18 protein-coding genes are annotated in these 18446 nt (G+C 62.6%); 2 read left to right on the forward strand and 16 right to left on the reverse strand.

Annotation, left to right across the window (positions count from 1 at the left end):
* Nucleotides 1-10: 10 nt before the first annotated feature.
* From AC1RL5_RS20770 to AC1RL5_RS20780, 3 genes are read right to left on the reverse strand one after another with little or no spacing between them, the layout of a single operon-like run.
* Nucleotides 11-877 (reverse strand): alpha/beta hydrolase, encoded by an 867-nt coding sequence (locus AC1RL5_RS20770; RefSeq protein WP_041119697.1) that lies wholly within the window; start codon nucleotides 875-877, stop codon nucleotides 11-13.
* Nucleotides 874-2268: an aspartate aminotransferase family protein gene (locus AC1RL5_RS20775; RefSeq protein ID WP_011063138.1), complete on the reverse strand. Its 1395-nt coding sequence runs from the start codon at nucleotides 2266-2268 to the stop codon at nucleotides 874-876. The genes AC1RL5_RS20770 and AC1RL5_RS20775 overlap by 4 nt, the downstream gene beginning before the upstream one ends.
* Entirely contained in the window at nucleotides 2261-2956 is a 696-nt protein-coding gene (locus AC1RL5_RS20780) for an HAD-IB family phosphatase (protein WP_072450845.1), read from the reverse strand. Before AC1RL5_RS20780 ends, AC1RL5_RS20775 begins: the two co-directional genes overlap by 8 nt.
* A gap of 229 nt (nucleotides 2957-3185) precedes the next feature.
* Between AC1RL5_RS20780 and AC1RL5_RS20785 the strand changes: the two genes are divergently transcribed.
* Both AC1RL5_RS20785 and AC1RL5_RS20790 read left to right on the forward strand, forming a co-directional pair.
* A complete protein-coding gene (locus AC1RL5_RS20785; RefSeq protein WP_072450844.1) occupies nucleotides 3186-3956 on the forward strand; it encodes a MipA/OmpV family protein in 771 nt (256 codons plus the stop codon).
* A gap of 102 nt (nucleotides 3957-4058) precedes the next feature.
* Nucleotides 4059-4925, forward strand: coding sequence for a fatty acid desaturase family protein (locus AC1RL5_RS20790; protein ID WP_072450843.1), 867 nt, complete (start codon nucleotides 4059-4061; stop codon nucleotides 4923-4925).
* Nucleotides 4926-5013: 88 nt separating this feature from the next.
* Here the strand turns inward: AC1RL5_RS20790 and AC1RL5_RS20795 are convergent, their stop codons facing one another.
* The 13 genes from AC1RL5_RS20795 to glpK all read right to left on the reverse strand — a co-directional run bounded on the left by AC1RL5_RS20795 (nucleotide 5014) and on the right by glpK (nucleotide 18419).
* Nucleotides 5014-5415, reverse strand: coding sequence for a DMT family transporter (locus AC1RL5_RS20795; RefSeq protein ID WP_011063134.1), 402 nt, complete (start codon nucleotides 5413-5415; stop codon nucleotides 5014-5016).
* Nucleotides 5416-5446: 31 nt separating this feature from the next.
* Nucleotides 5447-5821, reverse strand: coding sequence for a DMT family transporter (locus AC1RL5_RS20800; protein ID WP_011063133.1), 375 nt, complete (start codon nucleotides 5819-5821; stop codon nucleotides 5447-5449).
* Nucleotides 5818-6738 (reverse strand): arginase family protein, encoded by a 921-nt coding sequence (locus AC1RL5_RS20805; protein ID WP_011063132.1) that lies wholly within the window; start codon nucleotides 6736-6738, stop codon nucleotides 5818-5820. The genes AC1RL5_RS20800 and AC1RL5_RS20805 overlap by 4 nt, the downstream gene beginning before the upstream one ends.
* 177 nt (nucleotides 6739-6915) lie before the next feature.
* Nucleotides 6916-7245 carry a GlpM family protein gene (locus AC1RL5_RS20810; RefSeq protein WP_169892259.1) on the reverse strand — a complete coding sequence of 110 codons (330 nt, stop codon included), beginning with the start codon at nucleotides 7243-7245 and terminating at the stop codon, nucleotides 6916-6918.
* A 27-nt stretch (nucleotides 7246-7272) separates the two neighbouring features.
* The gene (gene aauR, locus AC1RL5_RS20815; RefSeq protein ID WP_011063130.1) at nucleotides 7273-8598 is read right to left on the reverse strand and encodes a two-component response regulator AauR; all 1326 of its coding nucleotides are present in this window, start codon (nucleotides 8596-8598) and stop codon (nucleotides 7273-7275) included.
* Nucleotides 8595-10496, reverse strand: coding sequence for a two-component sensor histidine kinase AauS (gene aauS / locus AC1RL5_RS20820; RefSeq protein ID WP_072450842.1), 1902 nt, complete (start codon nucleotides 10494-10496; stop codon nucleotides 8595-8597). The genes aauR and aauS overlap by 4 nt, the downstream gene beginning before the upstream one ends.
* Before the next feature lie 133 nt (nucleotides 10497-10629).
* On the reverse strand, nucleotides 10630-11364 hold the full coding sequence (locus AC1RL5_RS20825) for an amino acid ABC transporter ATP-binding protein (RefSeq protein ID WP_011063128.1): 735 nt from the start codon (nucleotides 11362-11364) through the stop codon (nucleotides 10630-10632).
* Entirely contained in the window at nucleotides 11361-12032 is a 672-nt protein-coding gene (locus tag AC1RL5_RS20830) for an amino acid ABC transporter permease (RefSeq protein ID WP_011063127.1), read from the reverse strand. The genes AC1RL5_RS20825 and AC1RL5_RS20830 overlap by 4 nt, the downstream gene beginning before the upstream one ends.
* The gene (locus tag AC1RL5_RS20835; protein WP_011063126.1) at nucleotides 12032-12778 is read right to left on the reverse strand and encodes an amino acid ABC transporter permease; all 747 of its coding nucleotides are present in this window, start codon (nucleotides 12776-12778) and stop codon (nucleotides 12032-12034) included. Before AC1RL5_RS20835 ends, AC1RL5_RS20830 begins: the two co-directional genes overlap by 1 nt.
* 191 nt (nucleotides 12779-12969) lie before the next feature.
* The gene (locus tag AC1RL5_RS20840; RefSeq protein WP_011063125.1) at nucleotides 12970-13884 is read right to left on the reverse strand and encodes a glutamate/aspartate ABC transporter substrate-binding protein; all 915 of its coding nucleotides are present in this window, start codon (nucleotides 13882-13884) and stop codon (nucleotides 12970-12972) included.
* A gap of 364 nt (nucleotides 13885-14248) precedes the next feature.
* Complete coding sequence (gene glpD / locus AC1RL5_RS20845) at nucleotides 14249-15787, reverse strand: glycerol-3-phosphate dehydrogenase (RefSeq protein ID WP_072450841.1); 1539 nt, start codon at nucleotides 15785-15787, stop codon at nucleotides 14249-14251.
* Nucleotides 15788-16062: 275 nt separating this feature from the next.
* Nucleotides 16063-16818, reverse strand: a complete 756-nt coding sequence (locus AC1RL5_RS20850) for a DeoR/GlpR family transcriptional regulator (protein ID WP_011063123.1) — start codon at nucleotides 16816-16818, stop codon at nucleotides 16063-16065.
* A 95-nt stretch (nucleotides 16819-16913) separates the two neighbouring features.
* On the reverse strand, nucleotides 16914-18419 hold the full coding sequence (gene glpK / locus AC1RL5_RS20855; protein WP_015636823.1) for a glycerol kinase GlpK: 1506 nt from the start codon (nucleotides 18417-18419) through the stop codon (nucleotides 16914-16916).
* Between the last annotated feature and the right edge of the window lie 27 nt (nucleotides 18420-18446).

Here is an 18446-nt window from a genome sequence, read left to right on the forward strand (position 1 = left end):
CTTCCTTAAGTCAAGCCAGCTGTCGGTAGTCTTCGCGCACCGCAGGTGCCACCACTCGCTGCTGGATGAAATCTGCGCTCAGTTCGATCACCCGCTGGTACTGCAGGTCCACGGTGATCATGTGATAGCAGTTGTCGAGGAGGATCTTGGTCACCGGGCCGCCGAGCTTGCGCTCCACGTAGTCGGCGTTCCAGGTACTGGTGATGTCGTCTTCGCTGGAGTGCAGCACCAGGGCCGGGGTCAGGATCGACGGCATGCGTTTCTTGACCACGGCATTCATCCGGTGCAATTCGCGCACCGTCACGCCCTCCATGGTCAGGAGCCCGGCATTGCTGCTTTCACCGGCTTTCATCTGCTTCTCGACGATGGCCCGCAGGCGTTCGTTCTTGATGCCGTAGGGTGGCTTTTCCTCGAAGCGGCAGATGTGCACGCCAAAGGGGATCTTCATCAGCAATGGGGTGAGGAAGGCCAGCTTGTTGATGCTCCAGCCGTCGTACTTCAGGGTGGTGGAGTACATCAGCAGGCCGCTGATCCGTCCCGGATGCTCGGAGGCCAGGTACATGGACATCACCGCACCCATGGACAGGCCGCCGACGAACACCTGCTCGTGGCGCTGCTGTACATCGGCGAAGGTCTTGCGCACGCCCTCGTACCAGTCCTGCCAGCCGGTGGCCTGAAGGTCGCTGTTGTCCCCGCAGTGCCCGGGCAGGGTCGGTACGTACACCGTGCACGTACCGTCCTTGGCCAGGCCCTGGGCCACCCGACGGAGTTCCGTCGGGGTGCCGGTCAGGCCGTGGATCAACAAGACCCCGACCGGACCCGTGCCGAGAACGAAGCCGGCGCTGCCTTCGCCCAGATCGATCTCAGCCTTGCTCATCGCTTCATGGCCCGATCCAGCAGGCGATCCAGCAGTGCGATGCCCAGGTCGATTTCCGCATAGCTGATTTCCAGCGACGGGGCCAGGGTGATGACGTTCTTGTAGTAGCCGCCCACATCGAGGATCAGGCCCAGGCGCTGGCCGTTGATTTCGATGTCGCCCTTCATGCCTTCCTCGACCATGTAGTCCAGGGTCGCCTTGTCCGGGGTGAAGCCGTCGGTGGTGCAGATCTCGCAGCGCAGGGCTAGGCCCAGGCCGTCGACGTCGCCGATGATCGGGTAGCGCTTCTGCAGGTCCTGCAGGCCGGCCAGGAAGTACTTGCCCTTCTCCATGACCATCGCGCCGTAGTCGATCTCGCTGGTCATCTTGAACATTTCCAGGCCCACGGCGGTGCCCAGCGGGTTGGAGGCGAAGGTGGAGTGGGTCGAACCTGGCGGGAACACGCCCGGATTGATCAGCTCTTCACGGGCCCAGATGCCGCCCAGCGGGTTGAGGCCGTTGGTCAGCGCCTTGCCGAACACGATCACGTCCGGCTTGACGTCGAAGTGCTCGATCGACCACAGCTTGCCGGTGCGGTAGAAGCCCATCTGGATCTCGTCGACCACCATCAGGATGCCGTGCTGGTCGAGCACGTGCTTGAGCTCGCTGTAGAAGTTCATCGGCGGGATCACGTAGCCGCCGGTGCCCTGGATCGGCTCGACATAGAAGGCGGCATATTCGCTCTGGCCGACCTTCGGGTCCCAGACGCCGTTGTATTCGGTTTCGAACAGGCGGGCGAACTGCTGCACGCAGTGGCTGCCGTACTCTTCCTTGGTCATGCCTTTGGGGCCGCGGAAGTGGTACGGGAATGGAATGAACTGCGCACGCTCGCCGAAGTGGCCGTAGCGGCGGCGGTAGCGGTAGCTGGAGGTGATCGACGAAGCGCCCAGGGTACGGCCGTGGTAGCCGCCTTCGAAAGCGAACATCAGGCTCTTGCCGTTGGTGGCGTTACGCACCACTTTCAGCGAGTCCTCCACCGACTGCGAACCGCCGACGTTGAAGTGCACGCGGCCGTCGAGGCCGAACTTCTTCTTGGCGTCGACCGCGATCATTTCCGACAGCTCGATCTTGCCTTTGTGCAGGTATTGGCTGGCGATCTGCGGCAGGGTGTCGATCTGTTGCTTGAGGGCGTTGTTCAGGCGTGGGTTGGCGTAGCCGAAGTTCACCGCCGAGTACCACATCTGCAGGTCGAGGTAGGCCTGGTCGCTGGTGTCCCAGACGTAGGAGCCTTCGCAGCGGCTGAAGATGCGCGGTGGTTCGATGTAGTGAACGGTATCGCCGTAGGAGCAGTACTTGGCTTCTTTTTCCAGAAGGATCTGGTCTTCTGCGGTAGCGATGCGGATATCAGACATGGTGGAAGAGTTCCTGGGTTTCAAGAGAGAAATTGGTTGCGTTGGCGGCGTTGTTCGGCAGCTTGGCCAGCAGCGCTGGCAGTTCGGCGAAGGAGTCGAACCGCGCATGGGGAATCTTGTTGCGTTCGCAGTAGTCGGCCAGGCGATCCTTGGCGAACACGAAGTCGGCGGTGGAAGCCACGCACATGTCCGACTGGCCGTCGCCGATCACCAGCACGCGCTTGCCCCGCGGGGTGGATTTGCACTTGCAGTTGCCGGAAGCGGCGCGGCAGGCGTCGCTGGCGTAGGGGAAGTCGATGCGCCAGCTGTTGTGGTCGACCTGGCGCAGGCGGTTGGCGAGGATCGGCAGCAGGGTCACGTAGTTGCGTGCCAGGATGCGGGCGATGCCCTGCTCGATGCCGTCGCTGACCACTTCGATGGAAGCGCCCAGGCCGATCACGTGATCGACGAAGTCGGGGAAGTCGGGGTCGATTTCGACACTGTCGAAGTAGCCCAGCAGTTCGGTGGGCGAAGCCTTGACCAGGGCCAGTTGGCGGCTGAGGCATTCTCGGGAGCCGATGTGACCGTCCAGCCATTCCTGCTCTATGCCTTCCCAGCTGGGGTCGGCGAAGCGTTGGAGAACGTTATCGATCACGTCGGCGCGGGAGATGGTCCCGTCGAAGTCACATACGATATGCCAGTGCATCATCTGCTGTTACCTGTTGAATAAGAGCGCTCTTTGCGCTTGTGGCAGGGGTAGAGCAGGGACTGTGCCAAGTGGCGAAAACCCAGCGGGGCTGGGGCCTTGGCGAGGAAGGAGAGGGATTTGTAGAGTTCTGGCTACAATTTTTGTAGGTCCCTACAAAGAACATCAGTGCTTGCGCCCAAGGGCCGCTCTGATGATTGATGCGCGCATGTTCAGACAAGGAAACTCATTCATGCCCAGGCTTTCTTCCCCCGCCTTACTGGCCGGCCTGCTCTCCCTGACCCTCGCCAGTGGCGCCATGGCCGACTCCGGCATCACCGGTGAACTGGGCCTGGGCCTGGGCTATCAACCCCATGACCCCACAGGCAGCAGCTACGACACCGTACCGCTGCCGTACATGGACCTGGATTGGGGGGATGTCAGCCTGAACGGTGATGATGGCCTGACCTGGGATGCCTTCAAGAGCAACGGCTTGAGCATCGGCCCCTACATCAATTACCTGCAGGGGCGTAATTCCGACGGCGCGCTGCGCGGCCTGCGGGACGTTCGCGACATGGCCGATATCGGCGCCTTCATCGAGTACGCCCCCGAAGACTTCTGGCGGCTGTTCGCCGCCGTGGGCCAGGCGGTGGGCGGGGCCGGGGGCCAGGGTGGGGTGCTGGGCAAGGTCGGGGGTGAAATCGGCTACCCGCTGGGCCTGGGCATCATTGGCAGCAACAACCTGACCCTGCACTTCGCCGATGGCCGCCAGAGCCAGACCTTCTTCGGCGTCGACGCCAAGGAGTCCCTCGCCTCCGGCATTGGCCAGTACAACGCCAGCGGTGGCGTGCAGAACTTCACCCTGAGCCAGAATTTCCACTTCCCCCTGGGGGACAACTGGGCGCTGGTGGCCAGTGCCAGCTGGACGCGCCTGGTCAATTCCGCCGCCGACAGCACCATCGTCCGCGACAAGGGCGAGGTCAACCAGGGGCAGGTGCAGACCGCCATCAGCTACAAGTTCTGAGGAGCGCCGCCCAGGCCTGAGCACGGCCTGGGGCGGCTACAGCAAAAACTGGTCTGGCCTTTGCAATGGTCGCCATGAATTCAATTTCTCAGGAAGTTCTTCATGGCTCGACCTGCCTATCGTCTACTCGCCTATTCCCTCTGGGACCTGATCCCGATTGCCATGGCCCTGGCGCATTTCGCCTTTGTGCTGTGGTTGGTGCTGGATTTCCACGCCCTGTCCTGGTGGGTCATCCTGCCGGCGGCGCTGCTCTACGCAGTCAGCCTGTCGTGGAGCATCAACAGCATTTCCCATAACCAGATCCACAACGCCTATTTCACCCCCGGGTGGATGAACCGTGCCTTCGACCTGCTGCTGTCGGTGACCATAGGTTTTTCCCAGACCCTGTACCGCGACATCCACAACCGCCACCACCGGGGCAACTCCGACCTGCCGGACGCCAATGGCAAGACCGTCGACCCGCTCTCCATCTACCTGTATGGCAAGGATGGCCAGCCGGACAACCCCTGGGCCTACACCTTCCTGAGCTTTTTCCGCGACGACCCCAAGGAGATCTACCAGGAAATGCAGCGCAAGCGGCCTGACGATGCCCGTTGGGTAAAGGTGGAAATCGGCGTCACAGTGGCCTTCTACCTGGCTCTGGCGCTGTATGACTGGCACGCGGTGCTAGTGCTGCTGCCGTTCTGGTACCTGGGGCAGTCACTGTCGTCGCTCAATGGCTACTACGAGCACCTGGGAGGCAACCCGGACCTGCCGATCGCCTGGGGCGTGAGCTCCTACAGCCCGCTGTACAACCTGATCTGGATGAACAACGGCTACCACGCCGAGCATCACTACCGGCCGAAGATGCACTGGACCAAGGTCAAGGCTTTCCACCGCGAGATCCGCGAGCAGCAACGGGCTGCCGGGGTGAAAGTGATTCCGGTGTCCCACGGCCTGGGATTCCTGGTTGCCCACCGCAAGGCCTAGACCCCGTTGCTGTAGGAGCTGGCTTGCCAGCGAAGGGGCCGGCAAGCCGGCTCCTGCACAACATCCCTTCGCTGTAGCAAAGAGGCCCTCAGGCCTCTTCACCCTCCGCCAAGAGGGCAATCCCGCCGATGATCACAAAGACGCCGACCCAATGCAGCAGGCTGATCTGCTCGCCCAGGCCCAGCCACGAGCCCAGCAGCACCACCACGAATACCAGGGAGCTCAAGGGGAAGGCCAGGGACAGGCTGCTGCGCCGCAGGATCAGCATCCACACGAAAAACGCGCCGATATAGCAGGCAATCGCCATCAGCACCCCGGGGTTGACCGCGACCGCCGCCAGCCATTGCAGGTTGAAATCCATCTGGCCCAGCTGGTCGCCGCCAACCTTGGTGGCGATCTGCCCGGCGCTTTCGAAACCGATCAGCAGGGCCCAGAGCACGATGGTGCCCAGGCGTTCGTGCAGCCAGCCGTGGGAGGTATTGGAACTCATCAAACGCTTCCTTCTATTCGTTGAACAAGGCTCAGGTGCTGGCCACGCACACCAGCATCACCCCGGCGGTGATCACCAGGGTGCCGAGCCAGCGACGGCGGCTGACGGTCTCGCCCAGCACCACCTTGCCCGCCAGTACCACGCCGCAATAGGCCAGGGCCGCCGCGGGGAACAGCAGGCTCAGGGGCGCCCGGGACAGGGCTTCGAGCCAGACGAAGAACTCGATGGCGTAGGCGCCGATGCCGCACCACAGCAAGGGTGCGTTGAACACCTGGCCCCAAAAAGCGTTCAGGCGAAAACCGCCTTCCAGCTCTGGCAGGCGGTCCAGGCCGAGCTTGAAACAGAGTTGGCCGACCACGTCCAGGACAATGGAAAAGGCCACCAGCAGAACAACGGTCAGGGTCACGGGAACAGCTCCTCGAACAGCGAGATCAGGGCTTCATTGGTCACCGAGTTGCGCAGCAGGTCGTCCTGGCTCCAGCGCTCGGCCGGAGGCTGGTCGGACTTGGCTTCCCAGCGTTTGAAGGCGTTGCTGAAGGCCGGCTGGGCGAACTCGCCGCAGACGTCGATGCCCAGGATCCGCTTGCGCGCGGCCAGGGTGCGCAGGGCCTGCAGCAGGTGGGTCAGGCGCATGCCGCCCTGGTCCCAGTTGGTGGCGGCGTCTTCGCTGGCCAGCACATCCTTGTCGATGGTGATCCAGATCGCCTCGGTGGGCAGGCTGTCGATCATCTGTTCGAGAAAGGCCTGCCAGTCCAGTTCCGCCAGGTTGCGCCAATGCAGGTGGTTTTCCTGCTGCTGGTGCCCGGCGCCGTCGCCGACCCGCCCCCAGACCTTGGACGGCGCGTGCTGCCAGGGGAACAGCTGCAGCTTGCCGTGCTTGAGCGCGGCGACATTGCCGCCGCGCAGTTGTGGGTTGTGCAGGTCTTCGCTGCAGGGGCCGAGGGTGACGATGCGCTGGATGTGCGGCAGTTTCAGCGCCCGGTTGACCCAGGAGCCGCAATGCCGGCGCGGAGCCAGGCGTACCCAGTCCGGGTGGTTGTCGAAGTGGATCAGGCTCACCGGCTCTTGCAGGTCGCCGAGAAAGGCCGGGGTCAGGTGGTGATAGTCACCGGAGCCGACAAAGAAGATTTCCGGCTGCGGGCCGCTGTGGCGAGGCCGCTGGCGCAGGCGTTCGGTGAAGTGACGGTAGGTGCGCTCGGTGGACCACAGGCGCAGCTTGGGGCCCAGGTCCAACAGGTCGAGACGCCGCGCCTGGCCGCTGTTCAGGCGTCGGATGATCGGCTCCTGGGCGGTCAGGCTGTGGTCGAGATCTAAGATATTCAAAGTGTTCTTTACCCATGGCAGCGCCCTCCAGAAAACTGCGTGATCAGGCTGAAACGCAGGCTGGGCGGGCTTTGCCGGGTAAATGCAAGGGTCGGGCCAGGGTCGTTGCCGGGTTGCCGGCGAAAGACCGCGGCGCAGGCTTGGCGAACAAGCTCGCTCCTACGGGAATGGCAGGGCTCAGGCGTGCAGGCGCACCCAGACGCTGACCAGGATCGTCGCGGCGATCAGCCAGGCCACGGCGGCTACCGCCAGGGAAGCTTCCAGGCGCAGGCGATCGACCATCACATACAGCGTCGCCAGGTAGACGAAGTAGGGAATGATCGACCACATGCCGAACAGGATGGTGGTCTTCAGGTCATCGAGGGAGCGGCCCTTGCCGACGATGTAGTGGGCGATCAGGGCAAAGGTCGGGAACAGCGGCACCAGGCCGGCGATGTAGTAGTTCCGGGTCTTGGCCAGGGCCGCCAGAATCACCACCACCGCCGCGCCCAGGGCGGCCTTCAACAATAGATCCATGGTTACTCGCGCCTTGGGTTAGTGGCTCAGGCCGTACTTCTTGACCTTGTCGAACAGGGTGGTCTTGGCCATGCCCAGCTCCTGGCTGGCCTGGGTCAGGTTGCCGCCGCTGCGCTGCAAGGCATCGTTGAGCAGGTTGCGCTCGAAGGCTTCCACCGCCTCGGCAAAGCCCAGGCCCTGGGCGACACTGCTGCCGGGCTTCTTGAAGGCCGGCAGGCCGAGGGCAAAGCGTTCGGCGACGTTGCGCAACTCGCGCACGTTGCCCGGCCAGTCGTGGCTCATGAGGGTCGACAGGGTCTGGTTGTCCAGCTCCGGCACCGCGCGGTCAAAGCGCAGGGACGACTGCTGCAGGAAATGCTCGAACAACTGCAGGATGTCTTCGCGGCGTTCGCGCAGGGGCGGCAGTTCCAGGGTCACCACGTTGAGGCGGTAGTACAGGTCGCTGCGAAACTCCTTGGCCCGGCTCATTTCGTCCAGGTCCGACTTGGTGGCGGCGATCACCCGGCAATCCACGGCCACGCTCTGGTTGGAACCGAGGCGCTCCAGGGTACGCTCCTGCAACACGCGCAAGAGCTTGATCTGCAGGTTGATCGGCATGCTTTCCACTTCGTCGAGGAACAGCGTGCCCTGGTGGGCGTGCTCGATCTTGCCGATGCGCCGTTTGCCGGCGCCGGTGAAGGCGTTGGCCTCGTGGCCGAAGATCTCGCTTTCGAAGAGGTTCTCGGGCAGGCCGCCGCAGTTCAGGGCGACGAACTGCTGCTGGTGGCGCCGGCTGAAGTCGTGCAGGCAACGGGCGACCAGTTCCTTGCCGGTGCCGGTCTCGCCTTCGATCAGCACGTTGGCCGAGGTATCGGCAACGTTGGCGATCAGCTCCCGCAGGTTCTGCATGGCCGGCGAGCGGCCGATGATCCGCCCTTCCAGGGAACTGCGTTCGGCCAGCTGGCGGCGCAGCGAGGTCACTTCCCGGGCCAGGCCCCGTTGCTCCAGGGCGCGGCGGGCCACATCCACCAGGCGCTCGGGGGAGAAGGGTTTTTCCATGAAGTCGTAGGCGCCTTTCTGCATGGCGCCCACGGCCATGGAAATATCGCCGTGGCCAGTGATCAGCACCACCGGCAGGCTGCGGTCCCGGGCCTTGAGGCGGTTCAGCAGTTCCAGGCCATCGATGCCCGGCAGGCGAATATCGCTGACCACGATGCCGGGAAAGTTTTCACCGACCTGGGCCAGGGCTTCTTCGGCGCTGCCTACACCGATGCAGGGAATGTCTTCCAGGGCCAGGGCCTGTTGGCAACCCAGCAGGACATGGGGGTCGTCTTCGACGATCAGCACGGTCAGCTCGTTGTTCATATCGGCTCGGCTCGAGTGGGGCTTGCCAGGGGCAAGCTGAGGACAAAGGCGGTGCCGCCGCTTGCCGGGTGTTCCACCCCCAGGCTGCCGCCGGTGGCGGCGGCGAGGCTGGCGGACAGGGTCAGGCCGAGGCCCAGGCCCTGCTCGCCGGGTTTGGTGGTGAAGAAGGGTTCGAACAGGTGCTTGCGCGCTTCAAGATCGATGCCGTGGCCGTTGTCGCGCACCCGCAGGCGGTACTTGCCCTCGCTGAATTCGCCCTCCAGCCACAGTTGCGGCGCCGGTTGGGCCTGCATGGCATCCAGGGCATTGCCGATCAGGTTGACCAGGATCTGCTCCAGGCGGGTCTGGTCGATCTGCAGGGTCTGCTCGGTGAAGTCGCGGTGCAGTTGCAGGGGCAGGGGTTCGAGGCGCGCATTGAGCACTTGCAGGGCTGCGTCAACGGCCTTGTCCAGGCTGGCCTGGCCTTGGTCGTCGCCACGGCGGGCGAAGGAGCGCAGGCTGGCGGTGATGCGGCCCATGCGGTCGATCAGTTCATTGATGGTCTTGAGGTTGGCGCTGGCGGTGTCCAGGGCGCCGCGTTCGAGGAAGCGCACGGTGTTGCCGGACAAGGTACGCAAGGCCGCCAGGGGCTGGTTCAGCTCGTGGGCGATGCTGGTGGACATCTGGCCGATGGCCGCCAGCTTGCCGGCCTGGACCAGTTCGTCCTGGGCGCGGCGCAGGGTTTCCTCGGCCTGGCGGCGTTCGCGGATCTGGCCCTTGAGCCGTTCGTTGCTGGCCCGCAGGTCGGCGGTGCGTTCGGTGATCCGCCGTTCCAGCTGGCTGTTGGCTTCCTGCAGTGCTTCACGGGCGGCCAGGCGAGTGGCGATGACCTTGCGCCGTTCGTTCCAGGCGATCAGCAGAAAGGCCACCAGGGCAAAGGCCACCGCCACCAGGATGCCCTGGTTGATGGCTTCGCGGCGCAGGTCCTGCAACGGGGTGAGCAGGGTGAAGTTCCAGGGGGTATCGCTCAGGGGCCGGGTCTGGGACAGGTAGCTGATGGCTTTCTCGTCGGACACCAGCTCGGTGTTGGCCGGAAAGGTCAGCTTTTCCACGCCTTCGGCCAGGCGTTCCCGGGCCAGGGGTTCCAGTTCGTTGAGGGGGAACCAGTAGTATTGCAGGCTGCGTGCCAGGCGTTCCTTGGTGTCGTCGCTGAGTGGGCGGACCGACTTGAGGCGGCGCGCCGGGTCGCTGGACAGGATGATGATGCCGTTCTCGTCGCTGACGAAGGCTTCCAGGCGGGCACGCTGCCAGCGTTCCTCCAGGGCCTCCAGGCGTACCTTGACCACCGCCACGCCGATGATCTTGCCTTGTTCTTCCAGGCCATGGGCCAGGTAGTAGCCAGGTTCGCCGTTGGTGCTGCCGATGCCGTAGAAGCGCCCGGGCTGGCCGCGCACGGCGTTCTGGTAATAGGCCCGGAACGACAGGTCTTCGCCCAGGTAGCTGTCGACGTCACGCCAGTTGCTGGTGGCCACCACCCGGCCCGTGGTGTCCATGACATAGATGGCCCGGCTGCGGCTGCGGCGGTTCAGGCCTTCGAGGTATTGATTGACGGTTTGCCGGTGTTCCGGCGAAGGATCGCCCAGCAGCTGGGAAACACTGGATTCCAGTTCCAGCAGGCTCGGCAGATAGGTGTACTTGCTGATCTCACTTTCTACGGCGCGGGCATGCAGCTCCAGCTGGCGCTGGCCATTTTCGCCAAGGGTGCGGATGCCGTTGTGCTCGCTGATCCAGAATCCGACGTAGCCCAGGCCGATCATCAGCAGGATGACCAGGGGCGGCAGGAACAGATGTCGGATCAGGCGGGGTTTCACGGCGAGTGATGGCGGCGCGGCGCGATAGAGAGTGGGGTCGCATTTCATCACAGATGCCTTGGGTCAACCACTGCGCAGTGTCTGTAGGAGCCGGCTTGCCGGCGACCAGGGCGGCACTGACGATAGGGGAGTCAGATACCGTCCCGTCGCAGGCAAGCCGGCGCCTACAGGAACGCGGGTTTTAGTGCTGCAGGATCTTCTCGAGGAAGTGCTGCGCACGTTCGGAGCGGGCGCTGATATCGCCGAAGAACTCTTCTTTCTGGCAGTCCTCGATGATCTGGCCCTTGTCCATGAAGATCACCCGGTTCGCCACTTTGCGGGCAAAGCCCATTTCGTGGGTCACGCACATCATGGTCATGCCTTCATGGGCCAGTTGCACCATGACGTCCAGCACTTCGTTGACCATTTCCGGGTCCAGGGCCGAGGTCGGTTCGTCGAACAGCATGACGATCGGGTCCATGGCCAGGGCGCGGGCGATGGCCACACGTTGTTGCTGGCCACCGGAGAGTTGCCCCGGGTGCTTGTGGGCGTGGGCGGCGAGGCCGACGCGGTCCAGCAGTTGCAGGCCTTTCTTGGTGGCCTCTTCCTTGCTGCGGCCCAGCACCTTGATCTGCGCGATGGTCAGGTTCTCGGTGATGGTCAGGTGCGGGAACAGCTCGAAATGCTGGAACACCATGCCCACGCGGGAACGCAGTTTCGGCAGGTTGGTCTTGGGGTCGGCGATGGAAGTGCCGTCCACCACGATGTCGCCTTTCTGGAAGGGTTCCAGGGCGTTGACGCACTTGATCAGGGTCGACTTGCCGGAGCCGGACGGCCCGCAGACCACCACCACTTCACCTTTCTTGACCTCGGTGCTGCAATCGGTCAGCACCTGGAAGTCCCCATACCACTTGTTGATGTTCTTGATAGAGATCATACGGCGAACCTTTTTTGCAGACGCTTGACCAGCAGCGAGGCGGCAAAGCTGATTGTGAAATAGACCAGACCAGCGATGATCAGGAATTCATTGGAGCGGCCGATGATGTCGCCGCTGGACCGCGAGGCGTTGAGGAAATCCACCAGGCCCACGGTGTACACCAGGGAGGTGTCCTGGAACAGGATGATGCTCTGCTGCAGCAGCAGCGGGGTCATCTTGCGGAACGCCTGGGGCAGGATGATCAGGCGCATGGTCTGGCCATAGCTCATGCCCAGTGCCTGGGCGGCGCCCATCTGGCCCTTGGGGATCGACTGCACGCCGGCACGGACGATTTCGCAGAAGTACGCCGCTTCGAACATCATGAAGGCCACGATGCACGAGGTGAATGCGCCGATCGGGGTGTCTTCGCCGGTGATCCAGCGCAGCACGAAAGGCACCGCCAGGTAGAACCAGGTGATCACCAGCAGCAGCGGGATCGAGCGGAAGTAGTTGACGTAGGCACCCGCCAGGTTCGACAGCAGCTTGTTGTGAGACAAGCGCATCAAGGCCAGCAAGGTGCCGAGGATGATCCCGCCGACCACACCCATGACCATCAGCTTGAGGGTCATCAGCATGCCGTTCCACAGGCCGGGAATGGCCGGGATGATGCCCGAGAAGTCGAATTCCATTATTTACCTCCCACGGAGATCAGGCCGGGGACCGAAACTTTCTTCTCCACCAGGCGCATCAGCAGCATCAGGCTCATGTTCAGGGTGAAGTAGATCAGGGTAGCCAGGGTGAAGGCTTCGAACAGGTTGGCCGAGAACTCGGCGGTCTGCTTGGTCTGGGCCAGCAATTCCATCAAGCCGATCAGCGACGCCACGGAGGAGTTCTTGAATACGTTGAGGAATTCCGAGGTGAGCGGCGGAATGATGATCCGGTAGGCCTGGGGCAGCAACACGTTCCAGTAGATCTGCGGCAGCGAGAAGCCCATGGCGCGTGCGGCGGATTCCTGGCCACGGGGCAGGGCCTGGATACCGGTACGTACCTGTTCGCAAACCCGTGCGGCGGTGAACAGGCCCAGGCACACGACAACGCTCAGGTAGGCCGAGGTGGTCGGGTTGAGGTCCTGCTTGTACCACTCCTGGAGGTTCTCCGGCAGCAGGTCCGGCACCAGGAAGTACCAGATGAACAGCTGCACCAGCAGCGGCACGTTGCGGAAGATCTCCACGTACACGGTGGCGATGCCCGACACCAGGCGGTTCGGCACGGTGCGCATGACGCCCAGGATCGAGCCCAGCAGCAGCGCGATGATCCAGGCCACCACGGCGATGGCGATGGTCCAGCCCAGGCCGGAGATGAACCAGTCGAGATAGGTCTCGCTGCCCACGCCGGTGGACTTGAAGAACACGCCCCAGTCCCAGTTGTAATTCATTAGGGTTACCCCTCAGATCGTTCGATGTACAAGCACCCGCCTGGGGACGTCCGTTCCCGCCTGATCATGACGATCAGGCACACACGATCGGCTCGACAACCACCGGTTCGAGTGTTTCCAAAAAATGCCAGCAGGTAGTGACAGACTCCTGAAAGGGCAGGGCCCCTTCAGGAGATAAGGTTAGTCAGGAATCAGGACTTTTTGTCGTCAGCCGCTTTGTCGGTCGGGTTGGCGATCAGGGCCTTGAGCTCGTCGCTCATCGGGAACATCAGGTTCAGGCCTTTTGGCGGGATCGGCGACTGGAACCACTTGTCGTAGATCTTGTTGATTTCGCCCGATTTGTAGGTGGCGACGATGGCGTCATCCACGGCTTTCTTGAACGGAGCATCGCCCTTGCGCACCATGCAGCCGTAGATTTCGTAGGACTGAGGGGTACCGGTCACGGCCCAGTCGGTCGGTTTCTTGGCCTTGGCCATTTCACCGGCCAGCAGTGCGTCGTCCATCATGAAGGCTACGGCGCGGCCCGATTCCAGCATCTGGAACGACTCACCGTGGTCCTTGGCGGAGATCACGTTCATGCCCATCTGCTTGTCGGCGTTCATGGCCTTGAGGATGCGCTCGGAAGTGGTACCGGCGGTGGTTACCACGTTCTTGCCTTTCAGGTCCGCGAAGTCCTTGTAGGAAGAGTCCTTCTTGGACAGCAGACGGGTGCCGATCTCGAAGATGCCAACGGAGAAGTCGACTTGTTGCTGACGCTCGACGTTGTTGGTGGTGGAGCCGCACTCGACGTCCACGGTGCCGTTCTGCACCAGCGGGATACGGGTCTGGGAGGTGACCAGGTTGTACTTGACCTTCAGGTCAGGCATGTCGAGGTCTTTCTTGATCGCTTCGACGATTTTCAGCTGGATGTCGTGGGAGTAACCCACTGGCACGCCGGAAGCGTCAGCGATGTAGGAAAACGGAATGGAAGCGTCGCGATGTCCGAGGGTGATGGTGCCGGACTCTTTGATTTTCTTCAGTGTGCCGGTGAGCTCGGCAGCGAAAACTGGAGTGCTAATCAGAGCGGCAGCGATAGCTGCGCCCAACAGATGGGGAACGATGCGCATCAATATTTCCTCGACATTTGTTTTTTTTATGAAGCCAGTTCGACGGCTCTTTTATACAGCGAATGCCTTGACGGCTCCTGTTGTGTTGGCACGACAGGCATTCGTCGCACAGTGTAGAGCATGAGTCGTGCCAGACCCATTGATCATCGTCAAACCCTTGATTTTCAAGCCTATAGAATATTTATGACCTGGGGATTTCAGCGGCTGTATCCGGTTATCCGAACCCCTGTGGCTTTGCCATTCGGAAAACCGAACGTGCCCCTGCCATTGTAGGAGCCGGCTTGCCGGCGAAACGTTCAATCCTGCGGGCCCACAAAAAAGCCCCTGGACCTTCCGGCGCAGGGGCTTTGCTTGCCTATGTGGCTCAGGCAGCCTTGATCTTGCCGCGATTGTGCTCGACTTTCTGCAGATAATCCTGCAGTTGCTGCTGCTGCGCCTCGGTGGTGAACAGCCCGAGCTTGCTCCGGCGCCAGAGAATGTCCTGGGCTTTCACTGCCCATTCCTCGCTGCACAGGTAATCCACTTCGCGGGTATAGAGGCCGCCGCCCAGGTGTTCGCCCAGGTCGCTGAGGCTGTGCACGCCTTCCAGCAGGCGCCAGGTACGGCTGCCGTAGCTGGTGGCCCAGCGCTGGGCGATCTGGCTGGGTACCCAGTCGAACTTCTTGCGGATGGCTTCTGCCAGCGCCTGTGGCGTGCTCATGTTCTCGCCACCGGGCAGGGTGGCCTGGGCTGTCCAGCTCGGCTTGGCCTGCTTGAAGTACGGCGCCAGCTGCGCCATCGCCGATTCCGCCAGTTTGCGGTAGGTGGTCAGCTTGCCGCCGAACACCGACAGCAGGGGGGGCTCCTCGCCATGGCCGGAAAGGGCCAGGGTGTAGTCGCGGGTGACGGCCGAAGGGTTGTCGGATTCGTCATTGCACAGCGGGCGAACGCCGGAATAGCTGTGCAGGATATCGCTGCGGCTCAGCTGTTTCTTGAAGTGCGCATTGACCACTTGCAGCAGGTAATCGGTTTCACCTTCAGTGATCGCCACCTTGGCCGGGTCACCGGTGTATTCGCGGTCGGTGGTACCGATCAGGGTGAACTGGTTGAGGTAGGGAATGGTGAAGACGATGCGCTGGTCCTCGTTCTGCAGGATGTGCGCGTGCTCGCCCTCGTACAGCTTGGGTACGATCAGGTGGCTGCCCTGGATCAGGCGGATACCGTACGGCGACTCCAGCTTGAGGTCGTCCTTGATGAACTTGGCGACCCAGGGGCCCGCGGCGTTCACCAGGGCCTTGGCGCTGATGGAGAACAGGCTGCCATCGGCGCGCTCCAGCTCCAGTTGCCACAGGCCCTTGCTGCGGCGGGCGCTGATGCAGCGGGTCTGGGTATGAACGTGGGCGCCGTGTTCGCGGGCGGCCATGGCATTGAGCACCACCAGGCGCGCATCGTCGACCCAGCAATCGGAGTATTCGAAGCCCTTGGTGATCTCGGCTTTCAGGGCGCTGTCGGCACCGAACTTCAGGCTGCGCGAGCCGGCGAGTTTTTCCCGCTTGCCCAGGTGGTCATACAGGAACAGGCCGGCGCGAATCATCCAGGCCGGGCGCAGGTGTGGCCGGTGCGGCAGGACGAAACGCATGGGCTTGACGATATGCGGGGCCTTGGCCAGCAGCACTTCACGTTCGGCCAGGGCTTCGCGCACCAGGCGGAACTCGTAATGTTCGAGGTAGCGCAGGCCGCCGTGGATCAGCTTGCTGCTGGCCGAGGAGGTATGGCTGGCCAGGTCGTCCTTTTCGCAAAGGAACACGGACAGGCCGCGACCTGCCGCATCGGCGGCAATTCCAACACCATTGATCCCACCGCCAATGACGGCGATATCGTAAACCTCGGAAAGAGGGCGCGCGGGCAAGGTAGAAGTGGGCATCGACAGGCCTCGTGTTACTTTGATATTTGAATTCGAACATTAATGTTCATTTTCGAAAATACTAGCGCATAAAGATGCACGCATCCAGCGTGCTTCGATTGAAAAAACTGATCGAAGCAGCGCTAAAGGAAAGTTTTCGAACATTGTCGACGGGTAACTGTAGCCGCTGCTGTTGCCTTGGGCTGGATGGCGGGATCGGCCGCGGCGATTTCGAAAGCGATGAAGCGTCGAGGCTCGTCGTTCGAGCGCGGCCGGATCCGCAGAAGGGAGAGCAGTCAGACCACTTCGAGGCGGATCTTGTGCTGGTTGAGCAGTTGGGTCAGGGCCGGTACCGGTTGCTGGTCGGTGACCAGGCAATCGATCAGGCTGATGGGCCCCAGGCGGATCATGGCGTTGCGCCCGAACTTGCTGGAGTCGGCAGCCAGGATCACCTGCCGGGCATTGGCGATGATCGCCTGGGATACCCGCACTTCCTGGTAGTCGAAGTCCAGCAGGCTGCCGTCCTCGTCGATGCCACTGATGCCCACCAGGGCGAAGTCGACCTTGAACTGGTTGATGAAGTCGACACTGGCCTGGCCCACCACGCCGCCGTCACGGCGCACATTGCCGCCGGTGAGCAGCACGTCGAAATCATCCTTGGCACTGAGCATCGAGGCCACGTGCAGGTTGTTGGTGATGATCTTCAGGTGGCTGTGATTGAGCAGGGCCCGGGCGATGGATTCGGTGGTGGTGCCGATATTGATGAACAGCGAGGCGTGATCGGGGATCTGCGCGGCAACGGCTTCGCCGATACGCTGCTTTTCGTCGCGCATCTGGTCGGCGCGCATGGCGTAGGCGGTGTTTTCTACGCTGGAGTCATAGGCTGCGCCACCGTGGTAGCGGCGCAGCAGATTGGCTTCCGCCAGCTGGTTGATATCGCGGCGGATGGTTTGCGGGGTTACGACGAACAGCTGGGCCAATTCCTCGATGCTGACGTAGCCGCGTTCGCGAACCAGATCGAGGATTTGCTGCTGACGGGGAGGCAGATTCATGGGGCTTCCTTTGGGCTGCCGTGCAAAATTTGCCCATGATGCCGCAGGAATCCCCTCCCTACCAGTTACAAGCGGTTACCAATCCACGGCTTGGCTTATTTGGCCTCGTCGTGGGGTTCCCAGTCGCGGGTGCGGCTGACGGCCTTCTTCCAGCCTGCGTACAGGCCTTCTTTTTCCGCTTCCGCCAGTTGTGGTTCGAACTCGCGCTCGATCACCGCCTTGCCTCGCAGTTCTTCCAGGCTGCCCCAGAAACCGCAGGCCAGGCCCGCCAGGTAGGCAGCGCCCAGGGCGGTGGTTTCACGCATTTGCGGGCGTTCCACCTGGGTGCCGAGGATGTCGGCCTGGAACTGCATGAGGAAGTTGTTGGCCACGGCGCCGCCGTCCACCCGCAGGGCTTTGAGGCGTTCGCCGGAGTCCTGCTGCATGGCGTCGAGCACGTCGCGGGTCTGGTAGGCGATGGACTCCAGGGCGGCACGGATGATGTGGTCCACGCGCACGCCGCGGGTCAGGCCGAACAGCGCGCCACGGGCATAGGGGTCCCAGTAGGGAGCACCCAGGCCGGTGAAGGCCGGCACCAGATACACGCCGTTGCTGTCCTTGACCTTGCCGGCGAAGTATTCGGTGTCGTGGGCGTCGTTGATGATCTTCAGTTCATCACGCAGCCACTGCACGGTGGAACCGCCGTTGAATACTGCACCTTCCAGGGCGTAGGCCACTTCGCCACGGGGGCCGCAGGCGATAGTGGTGAGCATGCCGTGCTGGGATTTAACCGCCTTGTCGCCGGTGTTCATCAGCAGGAAGCAGCCGGTGCCGTAGGTGTTCTTGGCCTGGCCCGGCTCGACGCACATCTGGCCGAACAGCGCGGCCTGCTGGTCGCCGGCGATACCGCCGATGGCGATGCCGCTCTTGGTGCGGCCGTAGATTTCCGACGAGGACTTCACCTGCGGAAGCATTTCCCGCGGGATGTCCAGCACCTCCAGCATCTTCGCGTCCCACTCCAGGGTGTGGATGTTGAAGAGCATGGTGCGCGAGGCGTTGGTGTAGTCGGTGACGTGGGTCTTGCCGCCGGTGAATTTCCAGATCAGCCAGCTGTCGATGGTGCCGAACAGCAGCTCGCCGTTGCGCGCACGCTCGCGGCTGCCTTCGACGTTGTCGAGGATCCACTTGAGCTTGGTGCCGGAGAAGTAGGGGTCGGTCACCAGGCCGGTGGTTTCGCGGATGTAGTCTTCCAGGCCGTCGCGCTTGAGCTGCTGGCAGATCTCGGTGCTACGGCGGCACTGCCAGACGATGGCGTTGTAGATCGGCCGGCCGGTGTTCTTGTCCCAGACCACAGTGGTTTCACGCTGGTTGGTGATACCGATGGCGGCCACCTGGTCGTGATGCAGGCCGGCTTGTGCCAGGGCCTCGACCATCACCGCGCTCTGGGTGGCGAAGATTTCCATCGGGTCATGTTCGACCCAGCCGGCCTGAGGGTAATGCTGGGCGAATTCGCGCTGGGCGGTGCAGACCACGTTGGCGTCGCGATCGAAAATGATCGCCCGGGAACTGGTCGTACCCTGATCGAGGGCAATGATGTAGTTCTTATTCTGAATGTCGGTCATGTCGATTGCCTTGGACGAAATAAGGGA

It is taken from the genome of Pseudomonas sp. GW822-FHT06D10 (assembly GCF_058799535.1).